The organism is Anabaena sp. FACHB-595 (assembly GCF_048568275.1).
In the GTDB taxonomy this organism is placed as follows: domain Bacteria; phylum Cyanobacteriota; class Cyanobacteriia; order Cyanobacteriales; family Nostocaceae; genus Trichormus.
Window position 1 is genome coordinate 4,762,197 of sequence record NZ_CP183473.1, and the last position, 16,321, is coordinate 4,778,517.

A 16,321-nucleotide genomic window follows, 5' to 3' on the forward strand; every position below is an offset into this window, starting at 1 on the left:
AATAACACGTTAGTTACGGGGCGAATCATGCATATTCCTGATGGATTTGTGTCTGTGCCGGTGGCAGGCGCAACGAGTTTGGTAAGTTTGGCAGGACTATTGGTTGCTAGTGGGCGATCGCAAACAGCTTTTGGTATTCGTCGCGCCCCCATCCTGGGCTTAACCACCGCCTTTATTTTTGCGGCGCAAATGATTAATTTCCCGGTAGCAGGGGGAACCAGTGGTCACTTGCTCGGAGGTACTTTAGCTGCGATCGTTTTAGGTAGCCCCTGGGCTGGCTCTTTGTGCATCGCCACAGTCTTAATTATCCAGGCGGTGCTGTTCGCTGACGGTGGGATCACTGCCTTGGGAGCAAATATATTAAACATGGGATTCATTGGCGTTTGGGTAGGCTGGATGTTAACCCAAACCTTGCAAAGGCTATTTGGCGGCTCTAAAGCACGTTTACCCTTAGCGGCTGGTATAGCGGCGGCCGTGAGTGTCGTAGTAGCAGCGATCGCCTGTGCTATTGAGTTAGTCATTTCTGGGACTGCATCCATAGCTGTGTTACCTGCTATGACTGGTGTTCATATTTTGATTGGTATTGGTGAAGGCCTAATTACTGGCGGTGTATTAACTTATCTAGCCAAAGCCAGGCCAGATTTGTTACCAGGAGAACAAGAAGAATTTCGCGGTTGGTTAGTGCCTGTTGTTAGCATAGTCTTAGTAGCTGGTGCATTGTCATTGCTAGCCTCAGCTTGGCCTGATGGCTTAGAAAGAGTGGCAGAAGACTTGGGATTTATCAAACTAAGTGAAGAAGTCAGAATATCTGTACCGACACCGTTAGCAGACTATGGTATTGAGGGTTTAGGAGCAATTGGGACGAGTATTGCTGGACTTCTGGGGGCTGCGGTTTGCTTTGCTGTTGCTTTTGGAATTGCCAAAGTAGTGAGACCAAAGAATGCTTAAAATGGCTTTGCCGTTACGTTTACATCTATCCCTGGTGATTGTTGTAGGGACAGCCTTACTCAAGCATCATACTTGGTATTGGTTGGGCGCGTATGCTGCGATCGCCTTAATTTGGGTAGCAGTATTGCGTGTATCCTTACCCAAATTAGGAGGATTGGTAGGTACAGAATTAATCTTCTTATCAGTAGTAGCATTGCCTTTGGGATGGGAAAGAGCGAGTTTTTTGCTGATTCGCTCTCTAGTATGTTTAATCGCCATGAATAGCTTTCTGTTAACCCTACCACCCCACAGTTTTGGCATCGCCTTGAAAAGCTTACCCGTACCCAGCGCATTAAAAGAAAATTTACTTTTGACTGGGCAATACTTAGAAATTTTGCTGTCGGAAGTCACACGTATGCAGCGTAGCGCCCAATTAAGAGGATTAAAAGGTGCAGGTGGCTGGTTACGCTACGCTAGTGCAGCTATGATTGGCACTTTGTATATCCGTAGCCTGGAAAGAGCAGAACGAGTATACGCTGCAATGGTAATTCGTGGTTATAACGGCCAGTTACCCATAGATTTTACTTTTAAAGCAAAAGAACGCTTTGCCCTAACATTCGCTTGGGCGATCGCTGCTTTTTTCACCCTCACCTCCTATCTTTCAAGTGCTGAGTGAATAACTTAGGACTTACCCACGAAAACGAAAGATCAAGGGTTTGGACAAGGGTGTAGGGGTATAAATGTTTGAAACCTGTACACACGCCAGTTTGTACCCTGGGGGAACGCTTAAAAGCAAACAAGTCGGGAGACCCGCCCACGCAACTGGCTCCCCTATACCCTTACCCCCTTACACCCGGTCTCAGTCCTATAACTATCATTTATCCCCAATTCCCCAAAATAGAGAGTAATAAATTTTGAAATCTCTGACTCCTCACCCCCACTCCTCCAGCCGTAATTCCCATCAAGCCGTTGTCCAGGTAGAGAACTTGGTTTACGCTTATCCTCACCAAGAACCAGTTCTGCAAAATATTTCTTTTACTTTAAATACCGGCGATCGCGTGGCGTTGATGGGTGCAACCGGTTCTGGTAAAAGTACCTTATTAGAAAACCTCATCGGCATCAAACAACCGCAATCAGGCAAAATCTGGATTAATGATATTTCCTTAGAACCCCAGACGCTACCTCAAGTAAGGCGATACATCGGCTTTGGCTTTCAAGATGCCAATGACCAATTATTCATGCCCACCATCTTAGAAGATATTACCTTTGGCCCGCTTAACTATGGCGTACCAGCCGCAATAGCAAGGGATCAAGCACGGCAGTTATTAGCGGATTTCGGTCTAGAAGCTTATGCTAACCGTTCAGCGCACGAACTTTCTGGTGGACAAAGACGACTTGCCGCCCTAGCCGCTATTTTGGCACTAGAGCCTGCTATTTTAATTTTAGATGAACCCACTACTGGGCTTGATCCAGCATGGCGAAGACACTTAGCCAGAGTTCTATTCAATTTGCCCGTGCAAGTAATGTTAATAGCCTCCCATGAACTACATTGGTTAGGAAAAGTCACCCAACGCGCCCTAGTACTATCCAATGGACGCATTCAACTAGACAACGAAATTCAGCCACTATTGCAAAATGGAGAAATTCTAGAGCAGTTAGGTTTGCCAATAGATTGGTAAATCAGGCATGAGGCAAGTAGATAAGAAGCAGGGGAAAGAACTAATGACAACTGACAACTGACAACTGACTAAATGATTAAACTACTCGTATTAGATATAGATGGCACAATTTCGGGAGAGTCGAACACCATCAGCACCTCTGTCAAGCAAGCGATCGCCGCAGTGCAAGCACGAGGTATTCAAGTGGCGATCGCTACTGGAAGGATGTATCGTTCGGCACTCCGCTTTCATCAAGATATTAACTCTACTTTGCCCCTAGCCGCTTATCAAGGAGCCTGGATTCAAGACCCATCTGACCAAAAAATCCATCAACATCTACCCGTAAGTAGAGAAACTGCCGAGCAATTATTAGATTATTTTGAACAGCCACAATGGCGATCGCTTTTATCGATTCATTTCTACATTAATGATCAACTCTACGTGCGGGAAGTCACCCAAGAGACTGCAACTTACGCACAACGTTCTGGCATTACTCCCATTGCTGTAGGTGATTTGCGCCAAACTTTAACTAATGCACCCACAAAAATTTTAGCCTTGTGTGATGACACAGAGGTAATCAGCAACCTCTTGGGCAGTTTGCGCCTACAATACACACCTGCTGAACTTTATCTCACCACATCCGTTGCTACTTTCTTTGAAGCCACTAACGCCAGTGTCAACAAGGGTAATGCTGTACGTTACCTAGCTGAAGACTTACTAGGCTTACAAAGCGCTAATGTTATGTGCATTGGCGATAACTTCAATGATTTGGAAATGCTGGAATACGCTGGTATTGGTATCGCTATGGGAAACGCTCCCGCAGGAGTGCAGGCGATCGCTCAATGGGTAGCCCCTACTGTCGAAGAGGATGGGGCTGCTGTTGCAATTGAAAAATTTCTACTTTCGTAAGCCTACTTGATTAATTTTTGTAAAGTGCAGAATTAATATTTCCGCAGAACCTAGATACCGAAAAGTTCTTTTGTTGTTTAGATTCTAAAAAAGTTAAATTTTGAAGTAGCGCAGGAGTTATAGACAAACCCACCGAAAAAACCCTATAAATCAGAAAGAACACCGACGACTGGCCGTGTTTCGTCTCGGTGTTCTTGCTGGTTCGCTCCTCACACACCAGCTAATATATCCGACATTAGGTAATGCGTCAATACCTAGTTATAAAAGTTTTTATTGTCTCTTTGAATAACAAGATTTAGACAAAAATTACGCCCAAACCCTCCCAAATTTAAAGTTCAAGGGGGGCAACACTCCCGAACTTTTTTACCAGTAAAACTCTCAATACCGTTTGAGTAGCCAAAATTAATCCCAGTCTGGCTTGAGTGACTTCTGGCAACGTAGTTTTGACTTCCCCCCAAATACGACACTGGCTCCAAAAAGTGGTAAAAGCTTGGCTTAAATCTGACCCTAATTTTTCCCAATTCATGGCCTTATTATCATGAGGAAATATCAAACTATCTACTACTTCTATTAACTCAGAAATTAAACAGCTTTCTGCTGGGTGATTGAGGCGAATTTTTGTCTCACTATTCAACCAAGGTATTTGCATCGTTGATACCAAACTACCCAGCGACAGCCCTTGCCAGTTATCTGGTAATGGTTCCCTAAATGGAATTAATCCTCCACGTTGAGCTAGCAATATTAACGAACAACAACGTGCATGAGTGTACTGCATTGCAAACAAACGAGCAGGGTTAATCGTTGCAATCCTCTCATCTTTCTTTGTGTCCCTATCATCTCCTAAACCCCCCAGTGCCAGATTTTGCAACCAAGCTGCTAACAAAGAGTCAGCCAATTCTAGATGAATCCAACCCGGAGAAACAATCCGCACCAGTAAGTTTTCTTTACATATAGTTAATAACCGGGAGGTAATAACACTGGCTATCTCCATTGGATCTCGATTATGAGATTTTGCCAGTCGCAGAGCTACCCCGCAAATATATAAAATTTGTTGACTATCTCTACCTTTATATAGAGGAATTTTTGCTTTTATTGTGCTTTGCTGTTGCTGATGATAGTTAAAGCTATCCACAACCACTAGTAAGTAGCTGTATAGTAACTGTCTAATTGCCGTATTTTTACTTACTAGTAGAGGATGATACACTTGGTTTTTATGAGGGGCTAAGTTTCATAAAATACCTGATAAGTTGTCATCTGCCATAGGGTAGAATATTGTTTTTATCGAAGAAAAATGAGAATAGCATAAAATTTGATAAATATTCGATGAATAATATGTAAACTTTACTACCATCATTGTACAGTAGGAAGTATAACAAAATAGTAGAGCGCAAATAGCCCTCTGCTTTTTGGATGGCTGACGCTGTTAGGCGTTAAGCCTACCTCAAAAAACACAAAGACACTCCTTGCACCTTTTTATTACGTCTTTGTCTTCAGCCGAACGCTCTTTGTTACCTATGCAATCTCCATCCTCCTTTTCTGAGGCATCACGCCCTTTTTTGACTTGGCAACGCATTCTTGACTGGGCTCAAGAACACTATCGCTGCCGTACCTTTAGCAAAGATGAGCGCATTCCAGCAAGACCTGGTTTGCTTTATTTAGTGCAGAGAGGTGCGATCCGCATGGTAGGAACCGCCCAGGTTAGTGCTACTGCAAGTCAATTGACTTCTCGACGGATCAACAGAACCCCAGAAGAAGCTTTCTTGGGATTTGTGGGCGCGGGACAACCGTTTGAAATTGTGGCTCAGTCTCCTTTCACGCTCCAGTCCTACGCTCACGTTGACCAAACCGCCGTACTGTGGATGTATTGGCACGATCTAGATAACTGGCCTCACTTCCGGCGTGAAGTGATGGATGCTTTCAGATACCAACACCAGCGTAAGTTGCTGTGGCTTAGTGCCTTGGGACAACGGCGTACAATTGACAGACTCTTAGGATTCCTCACCCTATTGATTGAGGAATATGGAGAACCAGCCATGAGCGACACTGATCCCGATGTCATTCGTGGTTATTGTTTGCCTTTCCCCTTAACCCATGCTCAAATTGGTAGCGCGATCGGTTCAACTCGTGTAACCGTTACTCGTTTAATGGGTAAGTTGCGTCAGCGTGGCTTAATCCTTACTCAAGGGGATAACTTGATTTGTTTGCCAGCAGAGTCAATCAACAGAGCTAGCTAAAGCTTCATTGACTGTTTATAGGGCATCTACGGTTGGGAACTACCACTCTGCCAACCAGCAATAGCAGATTTTGGTACATTTTAACGGTCAAGCTCCGCTTATCAGTTCCTACCCCCCGATCAGTCAGCAGTAAGTCGTCGCCAGCAACACTCACTTACTGCTCAGTCTCATCAATCTGTTTGACCACCACAAACAGATTGTGTAATCGGGCAAGTTTTTGTTTAAAAGCTTCAGTGTTCATTTTTTAGCCATCTACAGAGACATTTAGAGAAGAAGATGAGTTCTCAGTATTGAGTGATTTATTTCCCTTCGGTTTGCACCAAAAGCCAAGGGCAATGTCAACATCGAAGAACCCATCTATGGGATATATGATTTTTCATCGCTTTAAGTATTTATTATCTGACTGGCTCGAATTCAAATCCAGTGCGAGAGTAGGAACAAGTCACTATTTTAACAAGCTGAACTAGGACATTGCGATCGCTTGATCCCGTTTAAACTAATTACACTAGAGAGCTAAAGAGAGGGCTGGTTGGACTCTAACAAGTTTATATTGCGTTCCTACGGGAGTGATTAGCGCCACATAGTATATTAATGTCCTCACCATTAGGTGTTCTCGTAGAATAAGCTAGCGCCAACAAGGAAAAATCCCTTAGCGCTAGCATTTCTGTTGAGGAGAAGATTACTTTGGCTCACTAAGAACCAAATGTTAGCCATCATCGGAAGTGTTGGGAATGGCTGCATCTAGTACATTTACCACTAGTTTTTTTTGCGCCAGTTTTAACACATCTTGATTCCAGTCAGGAGTAGCGAACTGTGGTAATATCTCTTGGCTAAAAGCTTCTGCTGCTTTGGATCTGTAACGATTAGGATTGAAAATTAGCCACAGTGTCCGTTTAATGACTACACCGTCAATGGGGGTGCAGTGGAGTACACCCATCTGTAATTCTTTAGCGATCGCACTAGTGGAAACAAAAGCTGCACCTAAACCCGACTGCACAGCATTTTTAATTGCTTCAATGGAATTTAACTCCATTTCAATCTTAAACCGCCTAGTATCAATCTCACTGCGAGATAGGACTTGATCGATAACTTTGCGTATTGTTGACTGAGAATCTAAAGTAATGAATTGTAATTTGTATAAATCTTCTTTTTGAATGGTGTCCAATTTGGTGAAGGGGTGAAACACTGGAAGAATGAGGGCTAGTTCATCTTCGGCATAGGGAATGATTTCCAAAGATTCTGTTAGTTCCCCAGGAATTTCTCCTCCGATAATTGCCAAATCCACTTGTCCGTTAGCCACACTCCAAGCAGTGCGCCGAGTCGAATGGACGTGCAGTTGTACTGCCACATCAGGGTACTTCTGCCGGAACATCCCAATCATTTTGGGCAGAAGGTATGTTCCAGTGGTTTGAGAAGCACCAACAATTAAAGTACCTCCTTGGAGATTTTGTAAATCCTCAATAGCACGGCAAGTTTCTTGGCACAAACTGAGGATTTTTTCACCGTAACTCAATAGTAGATGTCCCGCTTCGGTTAATTGTGCGCGACGGCCGCCACGGTCAAATAAAGGGACATCCAACTGCCGTTCTAAATTCTGCACTTGCAAACTCACGGCAGGTTGGGAGACATAAAGACTATCAGCGGCGCGTTTGAAGCTCCCTTCTACGGCGATCGCTTTGAGAATGCGTAACTGATCTAAAGTGAAAGGAAGGTCAGACATAAGGCTCAACCCACAAACTTTGAAAGGAGCAACGTTAGCAATAAATCACGTTTTATAGCTTTGCAACTATTAGTACACGATGGCGCGAATAAAATACCCAATTCTAAATCAGGGAAAGCTTATATTTTAAGCTTTGTGAGTTTTGTAAAAATTGGGCGAGACGGAAACCGACACCGCCCAACGCTCCCAGAGGAATTTTGAATTTTAAATTCTGCGTAGCGTTACTGAGCATGATTTATTGCATCTTATAACTTGGAGGCTGGAATAGAAAAAGACAGTACCACAACAATCTTGTTGAAAGTCTCCTGTTGAATACTTTGTGGTATTGGTTGTATGGAATTAACTTTTCTTTAAATTACTTCACCTGTATCTATGATGCTGAATCCTTGGTTGACTCCGAGTCATTTTGTCATGCTGGGGTTACAATTAACTTTTGCGATCGCCCACAGTGGCGGCGCTGCGTTACGACCTTGGGCAGAAAAGTACACTGGGCCAAGGCTTTATCGCATTTTTTTTGCATTAGTCAGTCTACCGTTGGCTGTCATATTGATTATTTACTTCTTTAATCACCGTTACGACGGGTTGCAACTTTGGCAGGTACAGAACGTACCAGGAGTACAGGCTGTAGTTTGGGTATCATCAGCTATTTCATTTTTGTTTTTGTATCCTGCCACCTTCAATCTACTAGAAATTGCGGCTATTCAAAAGCCCCAAGTACACTTGTATGAAACAGGAATTATTCGGATTACCCGTCACCCCCAAATGGTAGGACAGGTAATTTGGTGTATTGCTCATACTCTATGGTTAGGTACGAGCTTTACCCTTGTAACTTCTTTTGGGCTGATTTTGCACCATTTATTTGGAGTTTGGCATGGCGATCGCCGTATGAGCAAGCGTTACGGCGAGGCTTTTGAAATTGTGAAACAGCGCACCTCAATCATTCCCTTTGCAGCAATTATTGATGGTCGTCAATCTATCAAGTGGGAAGAATTTATCCGCCCTGCATATTTAGGAGTTGCTATTTTTGTCGCTTTACTTTGGTGGGCGCACCCCCTGTTGTTTGTAGCAACTAGTAGGTTAGACTGGTAGTTTCACATGATCCCCACTATCAGAAGAAAATACAAACTCAGGGAAAATTTCCACTTATCAATTGCTACCAAATCAATGTAGGATAAATTGAAACAGCTGTTAGTGGGGGTCTGTTGATCCATTTTGCAATTTTTATAGTGGCACATTGCCGAGCAATCAAATCTCTTGGAGAGTATCCGGCAAAGTAGCCAAAATACTCTTTCTAGTAGAAGCGATCGGGATGACCAAAGCTTAAAATTGGTTTTTAGAATCTGCTGGCTTTTTTGCCGCAGTCAAAAGCGGTACTGAAATATAGCTGCTATAAAACATTAACTAGCTTGCTAACTTCTTCTGCTGATAGCTAGTTTGATAGTAAAACCCTATAATTCTAGAGGCGTCATGGTGTTGTCGGTTAGTGAGCGGACATTTACTCAAGAAGTTTTAGAATCTCCGGTTCCGGTTTTAGTAAATTTTGAAGCACCCTGGTGTGGATTGTGTCGCATTATCCACCCTTTGTTATTACAATTTCAATCTCAATGCGGCGAACAAATTAAACTAGTTGGGGTGAACGCTGACGAGAATTTCAAACTTTCTAACACTTATCGTTTAAAGTCTTTGCCCACGTTACTTTTGATTGAAAATGGAATCGTTCGCCATCGTCTAGAAGGGTTTCGCGGCAGAGATGACCTACGGTTAGCTTTAGAAGAAATCAAACTCAATTATACCAACCGTCCTAAAGCATACACTAGCTCTAAAACGGCAGACTTAGAATGTCGGACAGCGTGATTGGGAATTGGGTATTAAGTTTCGGGTGTTGGGTCAAATCCTTCCCAATTCCCAGTCTCCAGTCCCCAAATCTAAAACCATGCTTAATACCCCACTCAATTGTTATTGGGTGGGGTATTTTATCCTCAAGGGTGTGTGTCACAATTGTTAACAGTTCCGACAATTTAGTCAAGAATCCTAAAAGTACACGTCAGTGATGGAAGTAATCTATCAATATGCCTGGCTAATCCCAGTATTGCCTCTGTTGGGAGCAATGCTGGTCGGTCTTGGCTTAATTTCGTTCAATCAAACGACAAACCGCCTGCGGCAGCTAAACGCTGTGTTGATCATTTCCCTAATGGGCGCAGCCTTGGGTTTGTCGTCAGCTTTGCTGTGGAGTCAACTCCAAGGACACCCAACTTATCTCCGCACCCTAGAATGGGCGGCAGCAGGCAATTTTCACCTGACTATGGGTTACACTATCGACAATCTCACATCCCTGATGCTGGTGATTGCAACATCGGTAGCTGTTCTAGTCATGGTTTACACGGATGGCTACATGGCTCATGACCCAGGCTACGTTAGGTTTTATGCCTATCTCAGCCTATTTGGCTCCTCAATGTTGGGTCTAGTAGTCAGCCCTAATCTAGTCCAGATTTATATTTTCTGGGAACTGGTGGGGATGTGTTCTTACTTGCTGGTTGGTTTCTGGTACGATCGCAAATCAGCCGCAGATGCAGCCCAAAAAGCATTTGTCACCAACCGTGTGGGTGACTTCGGTCTACTGCTGGGCATTCTGGGGCTATTTTGGGCAACAGGCAGCTTTGATTTTCAGATTATGGGCGATCGCCTAGCTGAACTCGTGCAAACAGGTTCTATCAGCAATTTCCTAGCTGTACTGTTTGCAATTTTAGTCTTCCTCGGCCCAGTTGCTAAATCTGCCCAATTCCCCCTCCATGTCTGGTTACCAGACGCGATGGAAGTCCCCACCCCCATTTCTGCCTTAATCCACGCGGCAACGATGGTGGCGGCTGGTGTATTCCTCGTGGCGCGGATGTACCCCGTTTTTGAACACGTTCCAGCTGCAATGAACGTGATTGCCTTTACTGGGGCATTTACAGCATTTTTGGGTGCGACCATTGCCATTACCCAAAACGACATCAAAAAGGGCTTGGCTTACTCCACCATCTCCCAGTTGGGTTACATGGTCATGGCGATGGGCGTAGGGGCTTACAGTGCGGGATTATTCCACCTGATGACCCATGCTTATTTCAAAGCGATGTTGTTCTTGGGTTCTGGTTCCGTCATTCATGGCATGGAAGCCGTTGTTGGTCATGACCCAGCTTTAGCGCAAGATATGCGCTTAATGGGTGGACTGCGGAAGTATATGCCTGCCACTGGATTAACATTTTTAATTGGTTGCTTGGCGATTTCGGGGATTCCTCCCTTTGCTGGTTTCTGGTCAAAAGATGAAATTCTCGGTGCTGCTTATGCCTCTAACCCCTTACTGTGGTTTATTGGCTGGATGACTGCTGGGATTACCGCTTTTTATATGTTTAGAATGTATTTCTCGACATTTGAAGGCAAATTCCGGGGGAATGACGAGAAAATCAAAGACAAGCTTCTCAAAGCTAAAACAATCCTTCTGGAACTAGAGTCAGCAGAACCCACACCTGTTTTTGGCCCTGGGGCAATGAAAAAAGGAGAATTGGCTGCTACTGGTGGTCATCATGATGGTCACGGTCATCACAGTAGTTCTCCCCATGAGTCGCCTTGGACAATGACTCTGCCATTGCTGATTTTGGCTATACCTTCAATGTTGATTGGTTTGGTAGGTACACCCTACAACAATTACTTTGAAAGGTTTATTTTTTCGCCCACAGAAAGCTTGGCTGAAGTACTGGAAAAAGCGGCTGAATTTGATCCTAATGAGTTTTACATCATGGCTGGTGGTTCAGTCGGTGTTTCCTTGATTGGGATTACCTTGGCTTCGCTGATGTATTTGCAGCGTAAAATCGACCCGGCGGCGATCGCTGCTAAAATTAAGCCACTCTACGAACTATCACTTAATAAATGGTATTTCGATGACATTTACCATCGTGTCTTTGTGCTTGGTTTACGTCGCCTTGCTAGACAAGTCATGGAAGTAGACTTCCGAGTTGTTGATGGTGCTGTGAACTTGACAGGATTTTTCACCTTAGTTAGTGGTGAAGGTTTGAAATACCTAGAAAACGGTCGGGTGCAGTTCTATGCTCTCATCGTATTCGGGGCTGTTTTGGGCTTAGTGATTGTCTTCGGTGTTACCTAATTTGAATCAGGGGGTGGGCGGGTGTCTGCCCCTAAGTTTTTTAAGAGTCTAAATTTAGACTCCTTTTTTTTGGCCAATAGTTGAGTAATTCAATATTCAAGTCTTCTTTATTCAAGTCTTCTTTTACCTCATGCGGTGGTTCAAACATCATCTCAAAACCTACGCGATCGCAATCTCTAGAATTTTAGTTTAGCGGCTTTTTGAGGGAAGATTTTTGACTTAGCTGGAAGTATCCCCAATCGATATTCATTACTCCATCAAGTCACAAGACACTCCCAATGGAAAAATGGGGCATTGCCAATTTGATTAAATCAACCTAACATTCAATGCCAAATCCTCAAAAAGCTGTTAGTTAATAAGCTAGTGGCTCATTGGCAAACATGAATTTAATAGCAGACGAATTGTGATGAATACAGCTAATTTTCCGTGGCTGACGACAATTATTTTATTACCGATAGCCGCGTCGCTACTGATTCCCATCATTCCCGATAAAGATGGCAAAACCATCCGTTGGTACGCTCTGACTGTAGGTTTGATTGATTTCGCTCTCATTGTTTACGCTTTTTATACCAGTTACGACTTCGCCAACCCCGATTTGCAACTGGTGGAGAGTTACCCCTGGGTTCCGCAGCTAGATTTGAATTGGTCAGTGGGGGCAGATGGCTTGTCTATGCCCCTGATTATTTTGACTGGATTCATTACCACCCTAGCCACCTTAGCAGCCTGGCCTGTCACCTTAAAGCCCAGGCTATTTTACTTTCTACTCCTGGCTATGTATGGCGGTCAAATCGCTGTATTTGCCGTTCAGGATATGCTGCTATTCTTTTTGGTGTGGGAATTGGAATTAATCCCCGTTTACTTACTGCTAGCAATTTGGGGAGGTAAAAAACGGCAATACGCAGCCACCAAATTTATTTTGTACACGGCTGGCGGTTCGCTATTTATTTTACTGGCATCTTTGACAATGGCCTTTTATGGGGATACAGTCACCTTTGATATGCGATCGCTCGCTCTCAAAGATTACGCCCTAAATTTCCAATTGTTGCTATACGCTGGCTTCCTTATTGCCTACGCCATCAAATTACCCATCATTCCCCTGCATACTTGGTTGCCAGATGCCCACGGCGAAGCTACAGCCCCCGCGCATATGTTGCTGGCAGGTATTTTGCTGAAAATGGGTGGTTATGCCCTGATTCGCATGAATGCTGGCATTCTACCTGATGCCCATGCTTATTTCGCCCCTGTGCTGGTTGTCTTGGGGGTAGTTAACATCATCTACGCTGCTTTGACATCCTTTGCCCAGCGTAACCTCAAGCGGAAGATTGCCTACTCCTCGATTTCCCACATGGGCTTTGTGATTATCGGGTTTGCTTCCTTTACCGATTTGGGTTTGAGTGGAGCGGTGTTACAAATGGTGTCCCACGGCTTAATCGGGGCAAGTTTATTCTTCCTCGTCGGTGCGACTTATGACCGGACACATACCCTGATGTTAGATGAAATGGGCGGTGTCGGTAAGCGGATGCCCAAAATTTTCGCTATGTTCACAGCTTGTTCAATGGCTTCTTTAGCATTGCCGGGAATGAGTGGCTTCGTAGCAGAATTAATGGTATTCGTCGGCTTTGCTACCAGCGATGCTTATAGCTCCACATTTAAGGTCATCGTGGTATTCCTCATGGCAGTTGGGGTAATTTTAACTCCGATTTATCTCCTGTCCATGTTGCGGGAAATTTTCTACGGCAAAGAAAACGAAGAATTAGTTTCTCATCAGCAACTAATAGATGCCGAACCCCGCGAAGTCTTTGTTATTGCTTGTCTACTGGTGCCAATTATTGGTATTGGTTTCTATCCCAAGCTACTAACTCAGATGTACGACGCTACAACTGTACAACTGACAGCAAGATTACGTGATTCCGTCCCAACTTTGGCACAGGAAAAACAAGAGGTAGCACGAGTTTCTTTAAGTGCGCCAGTAATTGGTAATTAACTGGTGCTTAATCCTTTCTACCTATATTGTTGTAAGAGCGGGTATTATACCTGCTCTTTTTTTACTACGTAAGGAAAGTATCATCGTAGATATTGCTGTTGATAAATAATTCAAATTTATTAATATACTTGAGTGCTGAAGCTAACTCTAAAATATCCCTCACAAAGACTAGTAGAGAAATAAATCAATTTGTTTTTGACAATCAATCCTATAGAAAATTAGGAATAGGTAATGCGACTTATGTTAAACTACAACCCGTTACACTGTTTACCATCGTCTGAAGAGTTACCCAATTCTGATGATACGCCTGTGGATAATGAACTACAAGATTTAATTCCTAGCTTGTTGAAGTCAACACTAGCCTTAGTGTGGTCAGATCGTTGGGATTGGTACTTTGGTGTAAATATGGGTATATATTATGACCCTAACAAGCCTGCCATTGTACCAGATGGTTTTCTCAGCATAGAGGTTAAGCGGTTTATTGATGGGGACTTACGCCTAAGTTATGTATTGTGGGAAGAGCAAAAACCACCTGTTTTAGTGGTGGAGGTTGCTTCCCCCAAACATTTGGGAGAATATAGCAGTAAAAAAGAACTCTATGCCCAAGAATTAGGCATTTTGTACTACGTTGTGTACAATCCTTTTCGACGTAAGAAATCTCCCCTAGAAGTGTATCAGTTAGAAGATGGGGAATATGTCCTCATGTCAGGAGATCCAATTTGGCTGCCAGAAATTGGTTTAGGAATTGGAAGAGAACGGGGAATTTATCAAGGTATAGCGCGGGAGTGGTTGTATTGGTATAACGAAAAAGGGGAGAGGTTGCTTACCCCAGAGGAACGTATTTTGGATGCAGAACAAAGGGCAAATTTTGAAGCACAGCGACGTTTAGAAGCAGAAGAACAAGTCCATATTTTGACAGAAAGATTAAAAAGCTTGGGTTTTGAGCCAGAAACAATGGCTGGAAATTAAAAAAAGTGTAAATGGATTGTTTTCGTCCATGAATTCTCGTCCTTCGTAGAACATCGCATTTAATAATTTCATCATCAGATACTTCTAGTAAGTCTATACTCACGCATCAGTTTTTATCTATGCGTGAGTTTTAATTTGACTATAATCTAACTTGAGTCTCCAAGGGAGGCGCACGTTAATCTACTTCGATGAAGTTGACTAATGCAATATATTTCATGTTAATTGTTTTGATAATTGGGGAAACATATAAATAACAAACTCACTACTTAACAACACAATTACTTAAACTAGGTATGGATATAAAATTAGGGTTCGGCTGTATCCCCAAGCCTCAATATATCTTTGTTAGTAAAGAACATGATCACTGTTGGTATACGCTTTCGGATGATACAAAGCCGATTCCCATTTATGACCGAGCTTTGACAGGCTTAATTACAGGAATTGAAATTGATAAAAAAGTCGAAACTTCTCATGGAGAAAAGGAAAAAACTGACTTACATATTTTGGCAGATAAGCCGTATGTTGTACGTTCGGGAAGCGAATCTTACTTTGCTAAAAGTTTGTTACTTTCACTTGATGTTTTGACCTGCGAGCAATTGCGTCATCCTCTAACCATCGCTGTTAGTCCTGGGGATAAAACAATTGTATTTTGTACAGTCTATAATCCACTAACTTATCGTGCTGTAGGTGTTAGCTGGGATGGACATAAAGAAACAGATTGGCAAGCTTTAGGGCAGAAAGTTAGTCTAAAAATTAATAATATTCAAAATGTTAATCAAGATTTTACTTCATCTAAGCATCGTGAAGGTTTCATCGCTCAAACTGATACATATTTAGCTCAATTAAATTGGAGTCCAGAGCAGGGAAGGGAATTTTTACAGCAAAAGTATGGTAAGCGATCACGCTATCAACTTTCTGAAACAGAACTGCTAAATTTTATCGATTATCTCAAGTTACAATTAACCCACAGCTAACAAAATTATATAGAATCATCAAACTGTATTAACGTGTATGTTTTCTGAGTGCGATCGCTTTACTCTCAACTTAGGCGATCGCTACCAATATGACTTATTCTGTATGATCAGGACAAAGCAATTTATATTGGGTTACTAAATGAACTCAAAAGTTGAATTATTAACTCGCATTACCCAAATTCCTGGTCAATGTGGAGGTCGTCCTTGTATTCGCGGTATGAGAATCCGCGTGAGCGATATTTTAGAAATGCTGGGGGAGAATATTAGCGTTTCTGAAATTTTAGAAGATTTTCCCGACCTCGAAGCAAAAGATATTCAAGCTTGTTTGTTGTTTGCTGCACGCCGCACTGATTTTCCCCGACTGACAGCATGAAAATTTGGATTGATGCTCAATTACCTCCTACATTAGCACGTTGGCTGAGTAAGACGTTCGATGTAGAGACTACTGCACTGCGAGAACTTGGATTAAGAGATGCTAAAGATGTTGAGATTTTTAATGAAGCACGAGCCGTTAATGCTGTAATTTCGACCAAAGATAGTGACTTTGTTGATTTAGCTTGTCGGTTAGGAACACCACCGCAAATTCTCTGGCTGACTTGTGGTAACGTCACGAATCGCAATTAGCAGCGAATACTAGCGATCGCTTTTCCTGATGCACTAGAACAGCTACGACAAGGAGAAGAAATCGTAGAAATTAGCAGTGTTTCATAATTTGAATGCAGATGGGATGAGTGCTATCACATGATGAGTGCTATCACATTATGATGTTAGATAGCGTATCTAATACGGAACTAACATCAGGTTT

The 16,321-nt window shown here is 43.0% G+C and carries 15 protein-coding genes; 13 read left to right on the forward strand and 2 right to left on the reverse strand.

The window, feature by feature from the left end:
- Positions 1 to 27 precede the first annotated feature (27 nt).
- The 4 genes from ACN222_RS19740 to ACN222_RS19755 all read left to right on the forward strand — a co-directional run bounded on the left by ACN222_RS19740 (position 28) and on the right by ACN222_RS19755 (position 3,494).
- A complete protein-coding gene (locus ACN222_RS19740) occupies positions 28 to 948 on the forward strand; it encodes an energy-coupling factor ABC transporter permease (protein ID WP_010998088.1) in 921 nt (306 codons plus the stop codon).
- A complete protein-coding gene (locus ACN222_RS19745; RefSeq protein ID WP_010998089.1) occupies positions 941 to 1,603 on the forward strand; it encodes an energy-coupling factor transporter transmembrane component T family protein in 663 nt (220 codons plus the stop codon). Before ACN222_RS19740 ends, ACN222_RS19745 begins: the two co-directional genes overlap by 8 nt.
- 238 nt (positions 1,604 to 1,841) lie before the next feature.
- Positions 1,842 to 2,606, forward strand: coding sequence for an energy-coupling factor ABC transporter ATP-binding protein (locus tag ACN222_RS19750; RefSeq protein ID WP_044522008.1), 765 nt, complete (start codon positions 1,842 to 1,844; stop codon positions 2,604 to 2,606).
- A 72-nt stretch (positions 2,607 to 2,678) separates the two neighbouring features.
- On the forward strand, positions 2,679 to 3,494 hold the full coding sequence (locus tag ACN222_RS19755) for a Cof-type HAD-IIB family hydrolase (protein ID WP_010998091.1): 816 nt from the start codon (positions 2,679 to 2,681) through the stop codon (positions 3,492 to 3,494).
- Between the two features lie 328 nt (positions 3,495 to 3,822).
- Here the strand turns inward: ACN222_RS19755 and ACN222_RS19760 are convergent, their stop codons facing one another.
- Positions 3,823 to 4,698, reverse strand: coding sequence for a DALR anticodon-binding domain-containing protein (locus tag ACN222_RS19760; protein WP_044522011.1), 876 nt, complete (start codon positions 4,696 to 4,698; stop codon positions 3,823 to 3,825).
- A 310-nt stretch (positions 4,699 to 5,008) separates the two neighbouring features.
- Here ACN222_RS19760 and ACN222_RS19765 point away from each other — a divergent pair, with 310 nt between their 5' ends.
- Positions 5,009 to 5,728, forward strand: coding sequence for a Crp/Fnr family transcriptional regulator (locus ACN222_RS19765; RefSeq protein ID WP_010998093.1), 720 nt, complete (start codon positions 5,009 to 5,011; stop codon positions 5,726 to 5,728).
- Positions 5,729 to 6,434: 706 nt separating this feature from the next.
- Here the strand turns inward: ACN222_RS19765 and ACN222_RS19770 are convergent.
- Positions 6,435 to 7,448: a LysR family transcriptional regulator gene (locus ACN222_RS19770; protein ID WP_010998094.1), complete on the reverse strand. Its 1,014-nt coding sequence runs from the start codon at positions 7,446 to 7,448 to the stop codon at positions 6,435 to 6,437.
- 372 nt (positions 7,449 to 7,820) lie between these two features.
- Between ACN222_RS19770 and ACN222_RS19775 the strand changes: the two genes are divergently transcribed.
- The 8 genes from ACN222_RS19775 to ACN222_RS19810 all read left to right on the forward strand — a co-directional run bounded on the left by ACN222_RS19775 (position 7,821) and on the right by ACN222_RS19810 (position 16,140).
- Complete coding sequence (locus tag ACN222_RS19775) at positions 7,821 to 8,537, forward strand: NnrU family protein (RefSeq protein WP_010998095.1); 717 nt, start codon at positions 7,821 to 7,823, stop codon at positions 8,535 to 8,537.
- A 378-nt stretch (positions 8,538 to 8,915) separates the two neighbouring features.
- On the forward strand, positions 8,916 to 9,302 hold the full coding sequence (locus ACN222_RS19780) for a thioredoxin family protein (protein ID WP_010998096.1): 387 nt from the start codon (positions 8,916 to 8,918) through the stop codon (positions 9,300 to 9,302).
- A 196-nt stretch (positions 9,303 to 9,498) separates the two neighbouring features.
- On the forward strand, positions 9,499 to 11,589 hold the full coding sequence (locus ACN222_RS19785) for an NAD(P)H-quinone oxidoreductase subunit 5 (protein WP_010998097.1): 2,091 nt from the start codon (positions 9,499 to 9,501) through the stop codon (positions 11,587 to 11,589).
- 406 nt (positions 11,590 to 11,995) lie between these two features.
- Complete coding sequence (ndhD1, locus tag ACN222_RS19790; protein WP_010998098.1) at positions 11,996 to 13,573, forward strand: photosynthetic/respiratory NAD(P)H-quinone oxidoreductase subunit D1; 1,578 nt, start codon at positions 11,996 to 11,998, stop codon at positions 13,571 to 13,573.
- Between the two features lie 240 nt (positions 13,574 to 13,813).
- Complete coding sequence (locus ACN222_RS19795; protein WP_190449649.1) at positions 13,814 to 14,542, forward strand: Uma2 family endonuclease; 729 nt, start codon at positions 13,814 to 13,816, stop codon at positions 14,540 to 14,542.
- 293 nt (positions 14,543 to 14,835) lie between these two features.
- Positions 14,836 to 15,516: a hypothetical protein gene (locus tag ACN222_RS19800; protein WP_010998100.1), complete on the forward strand. Its 681-nt coding sequence runs from the start codon at positions 14,836 to 14,838 to the stop codon at positions 15,514 to 15,516.
- A gap of 139 nt (positions 15,517 to 15,655) precedes the next feature.
- The gene (locus tag ACN222_RS19805) at positions 15,656 to 15,889 is read left to right on the forward strand and encodes a DUF433 domain-containing protein (RefSeq protein ID WP_010998101.1); all 234 of its coding nucleotides are present in this window, start codon (positions 15,656 to 15,658) and stop codon (positions 15,887 to 15,889) included.
- Positions 15,886 to 16,140 (forward strand): DUF5615 family PIN-like protein, encoded by a 255-nt coding sequence (locus ACN222_RS19810; RefSeq protein ID WP_010998102.1) that lies wholly within the window; start codon positions 15,886 to 15,888, stop codon positions 16,138 to 16,140. The genes ACN222_RS19805 and ACN222_RS19810 overlap by 4 nt, the downstream gene beginning before the upstream one ends.
- The last annotated feature ends 181 nt before the right edge of the window (positions 16,141 to 16,321 follow it).

Coding starts and splice junctions, on each gene's coding strand:
- ACN222_RS19795 (WP_190449649.1), top strand. CDS start 13,814: ATGTTAAACTACAACCCGTTACACTGTTTACCATCGTCTGAAGAGTTA.
- ACN222_RS19765 (WP_010998093.1), top strand. CDS start 5,009: ATGCAATCTCCATCCTCCTTTTCTGAGGCATCACGCCCTTTTTTGACT.
- ACN222_RS19775 (WP_010998095.1), top strand. CDS start 7,821: ATGATGCTGAATCCTTGGTTGACTCCGAGTCATTTTGTCATGCTGGGG.
- ACN222_RS19740 (WP_010998088.1), top strand. CDS start 28: ATGCATATTCCTGATGGATTTGTGTCTGTGCCGGTGGCAGGCGCAACG.
- ACN222_RS19770 (WP_010998094.1), bottom strand. CDS start 7,448: ATGTCTGACCTTCCTTTCACTTTAGATCAGTTACGCATTCTCAAAGCG.
- ACN222_RS19745 (WP_010998089.1), top strand. CDS start 941: ATGCTTAAAATGGCTTTGCCGTTACGTTTACATCTATCCCTGGTGATT.
- ACN222_RS19785 (WP_010998097.1), top strand. CDS start 9,499: ATGGAAGTAATCTATCAATATGCCTGGCTAATCCCAGTATTGCCTCTG.
- ACN222_RS19755 (WP_010998091.1), top strand. CDS start 2,679: ATGATTAAACTACTCGTATTAGATATAGATGGCACAATTTCGGGAGAG.
- ndhD1 (WP_010998098.1), top strand. CDS start 11,996: ATGAATACAGCTAATTTTCCGTGGCTGACGACAATTATTTTATTACCG.
- ACN222_RS19800 (WP_010998100.1), top strand. CDS start 14,836: ATGGATATAAAATTAGGGTTCGGCTGTATCCCCAAGCCTCAATATATC.
- ACN222_RS19805 (WP_010998101.1), top strand. CDS start 15,656: ATGAACTCAAAAGTTGAATTATTAACTCGCATTACCCAAATTCCTGGT.
- ACN222_RS19780 (WP_010998096.1), top strand. CDS start 8,916: ATGGTGTTGTCGGTTAGTGAGCGGACATTTACTCAAGAAGTTTTAGAA.
- ACN222_RS19810 (WP_010998102.1), top strand. CDS start 15,886: ATGAAAATTTGGATTGATGCTCAATTACCTCCTACATTAGCACGTTGG.